Below are 5,403 nucleotides of genomic sequence, written 5' to 3' on the forward strand. Positions count from 1 at the left end.
GAGCGCGGTCATTCACTGGACTGTTCGAAGCCCTCAACGAAATCTGTGATCTCTACACACCTCAGGAATGCTGGAACTACTTTTGCGAGGCCGGGTATGCTTCTACATAAACTGGAAACGCTTTAAGTTTTGAACAAAAAACTCTCCGGCAAACCCGGGGCGGTTCAGTTCCCGGGACACAATCCGCGGCTGGACGAAAAACAATGGGTCCTGACCCCAGGGAAACTATTTGATTGTTGTCTTGCTGATTGATGCCTCACCCCACTCAGGAGGTGAAGCTTTCCGCGAACCCGGCGAGGTTCGACCGTTTTGCCTAGTAGGCATGTCACATGTTACTCATTTGTTGGCAGCACAACGGATGACTCTTAAGTTCGCAGCACGCGCTTCTATTGCGATGCGTTGAACTCTTTTCAGCAAGTGCTCACCATTTTCAGCCACTGGAGCAACGTTTACGACCCTACTTGCCACCTTTGAGGCACCGCGAACCGCATCAACCAAATCCTCTGAATTGATCGGCTTGGGTAAGAAATCAGCTGCGTCGGTTTGCAATGTTGGCTTTAGATCAAAAGGATCCTCGCTCATGACCACAAAGCCAATTGCCCTATCTGAAAAGCGTGCGCTCGCCCTAGAAATCAGCTGAAAGCCGTTTGAACGATCACCGGAGAACTCTTTAAAATGTGCGTCTGTTAGAACGACATCGACGTTATCATACCAATCCAGAACTTCTAGCGCCATATCGACGCTGTCGGCGGTGATCGGGTTCCAGCCCTGAAGCTGAAGGATGCTTTGGAGTTCTTCAAGTACAGCTTTATCGTCATCAACAATCAGGATGGTCAATCCTTCGGCTTTGTTGTTTTGGTGTTGCAAAGTCATCAAAGATCCTCGTCAATACACATCTGCGAGGAAGGCTATGAACACAATCAACACCTGATCTCAATACACATTCAGCAACTGCTATACCTCTGCACTCATACACCCTATACGAAAGCCTACATTGCTTCGTTCGCTTGAGTTAAAGTTTCAATTATGAAGATTGATATGCGGGCTTTTGGAAATGCCGCCTCGTGAAGGCCTGACAAAAGTTCGCACTCGATCACATGCAAACAGCGTCAAAAACGTTTTGCATCACGGGCGGCAATCACAAAAGTTACTAGATCATGTGGACGACCAGTCGAATTGACCACCCCATATCTCAAATACCTCGGCCCACAGCGCGCGCTTGCTCACGCAGGACGAACTTCTGGATCTTGCCTGTCGAGGTTCTGGGAATAGCCGTGAGCACAAATGTGCCCGGCACCTTGTAGGGGGCGAGCCTGTCGCGGCACCATTGCCGCAACTCGTCCGTTTCGACGTTGCAACCTTCTGCCAGTTCGACATAGGCGCAGGGGGTTTCGCCCCATTTTTCATGCGGCATTGCGACGACAGCAACGACCGAGACCGCCGGATGATTGTACAGCACCTCCTCCACTTCGATCGAAGAGATATTTTCGCCGCCGGAGATGATGATGTCCTTGGACCGGTCCTTGAGCTGAAGATATCCATCGGGATGAACGACACCCAGATCACCGGAATGGAACCAGCCACCGGCAAAGGCCTTCCGGGTGGCTTCGGGGTTGCGGAAATAACCCTTCATCACGACGTTACCGCGGAACATGACCTCGCCCATGGTTGTCCCGTCGTGCGGGACCGGCTGCATGGTTTCCGGGTCCAGCACATCAAGCCCTTCAAGCGGCAGGTATCGCACGCCTTGGCGCGCCTTAAGGCGGGCTTGCTCCTCGCTTGGCAGAGCTGACCAGCTGTCGTGCCAGTCGTTCACCACTGCGGGGCCGTATGTTTCAGTTAGACCGTATAGATGGGTCACCTCAAAGCCAGCCGTTTTCATATCCGCGAGCAGCTTTTCCGGCGGCGGCGCGGCTGCGGTGAAGAACTGCACGCCGTGGTCCAGCACGCGCTGTTCCTCAGCAGGTGCCGCGATCATCAGGGACATCACGATGGGCGCGCCACACAAATGCGTCACCTGCTCGTCCGCCAGCGCGTCCCAGATCGGTTTGGCGCGGACCTGGCGCAGGCAGACATGCGTGCCGATGATCGCCGACAGTGTCCAGGGAAAACACCAGCCGTTGCAGTGAAACATCGGCAGCGTCCAGAGATAGACGGCATGTTTGCGCATCGAGGTAGTGAGCGCGTTGCCCTGTGCCAGAAGATAGGCGCCCCGGTGATGCGAGACGACGCCCTTTGGATCGCCGGTGGTACCCGACGTGTAGTTGATCGATATCGCGTCCCATTCATCCTCGGGCATCAGCCAGGCAAAGCCCGGATCGCCTGCCGCAAGGAAGGCTTCGTAGTCCTGTCCTGAAAATGCGGACCTTGGGCCGGAATATTCGGGATCGTCCACCTGGATCACCAATGGCGTGACATTGGCCAGTGCCAGCGCCTGCCGCATCAGAGGCATGAATTCTGCATCGACGATCACGATCTTTGAATGTGCATGATCAAGCTGGAACGCGATGATTGCCGCATCCAGACGGGTATTGATCGCGTGCAGCACACCGCCGCACATCGGCACGCCATAGTGGCATTCCAACATGGCGGGCGTGTTGGGGAGCAGCGCGGAAACCGTATCACCGCGCCCGATACCGCGCTGCGCCAGCGCCGAGGCAAGCCTGCGGGAGCGCGCGTAAAACTCCGCATAGCTCCGGCGCAGGGCGCCATGGATGATCGCCGTGTGTTCAGGAAACACGCAGGCAGCGCGCGCAAGAAAACTGAGCGGCGTCAGGGGCTGGTGATTGGCCGGATTGCGGTCCAGGTCGGTGTTATAGGGGTTTGCAGTCATGGCTCAGGCATCCTGCCACTGGGGCGTGCGTTTTTCGATAAAGGCGCCGATGCCTTCCCGGGCATCAAGGGCGAGCATATTGTTGACCATAACCTCAGAGGCATAGTCATAGGCCTCCTTCAGCGGCAGTTCCCGCTGGGCATAGAAGGCCCGCTTGCCCGTTGCCAGCGTCATGCTGGATTTCGAAGCGATCTTCAGCGCCATCTCCTGCGTTGCAGCCCGCAGCGCATTGCCGCTGACAGCACGGTTGATCAATCCGATCTCGACCGCGCGCTCGGCAGAGGTCATGTCTCCGGTCAGAAGCATTTCCATCGCGTTCTTGGCAGCGACGTTGCGGGACAGGGCCACCATAGGCGTCGAGCAGAACAGCCCGATATGCACGCCGGGTGTGCTGAACTGAGCGCTGTCCGCAGCGATGGCCAGATCACAGCTTGCCACAAGTTGACAGCCAGCGGCCGTGGCAATGCCAGTGACCTCGGCGATCACCGGCTTGGGGCAGTTGACGATGCCCTGCATCACCCCCGAACACATGGACATGATCTTGGTAAAATAGGCTTTGCCGCAATCAGGCTGTGCGCGCCCGGAGGTCATTTCCTTCAGATCGTGGCCCGCACAAAAGGCAGGGCCGTTGGCCGCAAGAATGATCACGCGGACGGCAGGGTTTTCCCCTGCCTCTGCAAAAGCGGTGCCGAGCGCAGTCAGCATCGCTTCGGAGAGGGCATTACGCCGCCGCGCATCGTTCAGTGTCAGGCGCAGAAGACCGGCCTCGTTCAGGTCTTTCAGGAGGATATCATCCGTGGTCATGAGCAATCCTTCATCGAATGTTGATTTCGACGCTGTCCGCCAGCGTATTGGCGATGAAGCAATAGCGGTGAGCACGATCCTGCATTTCAGACAGCTGCGCGTCCTCCACGGAGAACCCCGTGTCGAAACGCACCACCGGGTTGAGATCGATCCGGGTGACCGACATCTGCCCCTTGGCGTTCTTGCCCAAATGCGCCTCGGCATAGTCGTGATAACTCGCCACGGGCCAGCCCGCCTTGGCGCAGAGGGCCAGAAAGGTCATCATGTGGCAACTGGACAGGGCCGAGGCCAGCGCCTGTTCGGGGTTGGTGCTGGATGGATTGCCGCCCCAATCCGGGGCGGCGTCCACCTGGACGTCATAGCTGCTGTTGTACTGCACGGTATGTTCGCTGGAGAACTTGCCGATGTGCAAAACGGGTTCGGCACGCTGCCAATGCAGCGCGATGGCGAGATCAGACATGTTTCAGGCCTTTCGTATCGTGCGCTTACGCCGCGGCGATTTTCTTTTTCGGATCGTAGAAAGGCCGCTCCACCATGGTGGCGCTGGTCGGTCCGGAATGCGTCACCACCTCGACATGGGCGCCAAGGGTGGCGTGTTCCGCCGCGACCATGGCCAAGGCGATATTCCGGTCAAGGCGCGGCGAGTAGACCGCCGAGGTCACCTTGCCGATGGTCTCACCTTCCTTGGTGATGGCCCAGAAGGTGGTGTTCGGGCCCTTCAGCGGCTCGCCTTCCAGAACCAGACCGATCTGCTGCCGCTTGGGACCTTCCTCCTTGATACGGCGCAGCGCAGCCTTGCCGATGAAATCGGCGTCCATATCCAGGTTCACAAGCCGGTCAAAGCCCAGCTCGAAGGGGTTGGTGTTGATATCGGCATCGGCGTGATAGGACAGCATGCCCCCCTCGATCCGGCGGATCGACGAGGTATGCCCCGGCTTCAGACCGTGCTGCATGCCTGCCGCCATGATCCGCTCCCACAGGGCGTCGCCCTGGCTGCCATCCCGCAGGTACAGCTCATAGCCCAGCTCGCTGGACCAGCCGGTCCGCGACACCACCAGCGGAATGCCGTCCAGATCGTATTCGCGCAGCCAGTAATACTTGAGATCCATGATCTCCTCGCCAAAGAGCTCCTGCATGACGAGGCCCGATTTCGGCCCCTGCAGCTGCAACGGCGAAACATCCGGTTCACAGATCTGCACGTCCATGCCGGAGTGGACCGCCACCCCCTGCGCCCAGAGCAGGATGTCGCTGTCTGCGAGCGAAATCCAGAAGTGGTTTTCGGCCAGGCGCAGCAGGATGGGATCGTTCAGGATGCCGCCTTCGGCATTGGTGATCAGAATGTATTTGCACTGGCCGACGGCCATCTTGGACAGGTCCCGCGGGGTGAGCATCTGGACGAATTTCGCCGCGTCCGGACCGGTGATTTCGACCTGCCGCTCCACCGCCACATCGCAGAGAATCGCATCGTTCACCAGGTTCCAGAAGTTCTGCTCCGGATCCCCGAAGTCGCGCGGGATATACATATGATTATAAACAGAAAAGCCCTGCGCACCCCAGCGCACGGTGGCATCGAAATAAGGAGATTTGCGGATCTGCGTGCCGAAACCAAAGTCATCTGCTTGTGTCATGTTTTCGCCCTCTTAAAGCGTTTCCAGTTTATGTAGAAGCATACCCGGCCTCGCAAAAGTAGTTCCAGCATTCCTGAGGTGTGTAGAGATCACAGATTTCGTTGAGGGCTTCGAACAGTCCAGTGAATGACCGCGCTC

General features: G+C 57.6%; 5 protein-coding genes. All 5 read right to left on the reverse strand.

Features of this window, described 5'->3' with window-relative positions; all coding sequences use genetic code 11:
• Positions 1-336 precede the first annotated feature (336 nt).
• Positions 337-873: a response regulator gene (locus AAFO90_RS23810; protein WP_347511037.1), complete on the reverse strand. Its 537-nt coding sequence runs from the start codon at positions 871-873 to the stop codon at positions 337-339.
• A gap of 319 nt (positions 874-1,192) precedes the next feature.
• Positions 1,193-2,833, reverse strand: coding sequence for an acyl-CoA synthetase (locus AAFO90_RS23815; protein WP_347511038.1), 1,641 nt, complete (start codon positions 2,831-2,833; stop codon positions 1,193-1,195).
• A 3-nt stretch (positions 2,834-2,836) separates the two neighbouring features.
• On the reverse strand, positions 2,837-3,637 hold the full coding sequence (locus tag AAFO90_RS23820) for an enoyl-CoA hydratase (RefSeq protein ID WP_347511039.1): 801 nt from the start codon (positions 3,635-3,637) through the stop codon (positions 2,837-2,839).
• A gap of 10 nt (positions 3,638-3,647) precedes the next feature.
• Positions 3,648-4,097: an OsmC family protein gene (locus AAFO90_RS23825; protein ID WP_347511040.1), complete on the reverse strand. Its 450-nt coding sequence runs from the start codon at positions 4,095-4,097 to the stop codon at positions 3,648-3,650.
• Positions 4,098-4,122: 25 nt separating this feature from the next.
• Complete coding sequence (locus AAFO90_RS23830; RefSeq protein ID WP_347511041.1) at positions 4,123-5,265, reverse strand: glycine cleavage T C-terminal barrel domain-containing protein; 1,143 nt, start codon at positions 5,263-5,265, stop codon at positions 4,123-4,125.
• Between the last annotated feature and the right edge of the window lie 138 nt (positions 5,266-5,403).

Origin of the sequence: Phaeobacter sp. CAU 1743, from assembly GCF_039839315.1 — a bacterium.
Lineage (GTDB): Bacteria > Pseudomonadota > Alphaproteobacteria > Rhodobacterales > Rhodobacteraceae > Phycobacter > Phycobacter gallaeciensis_A.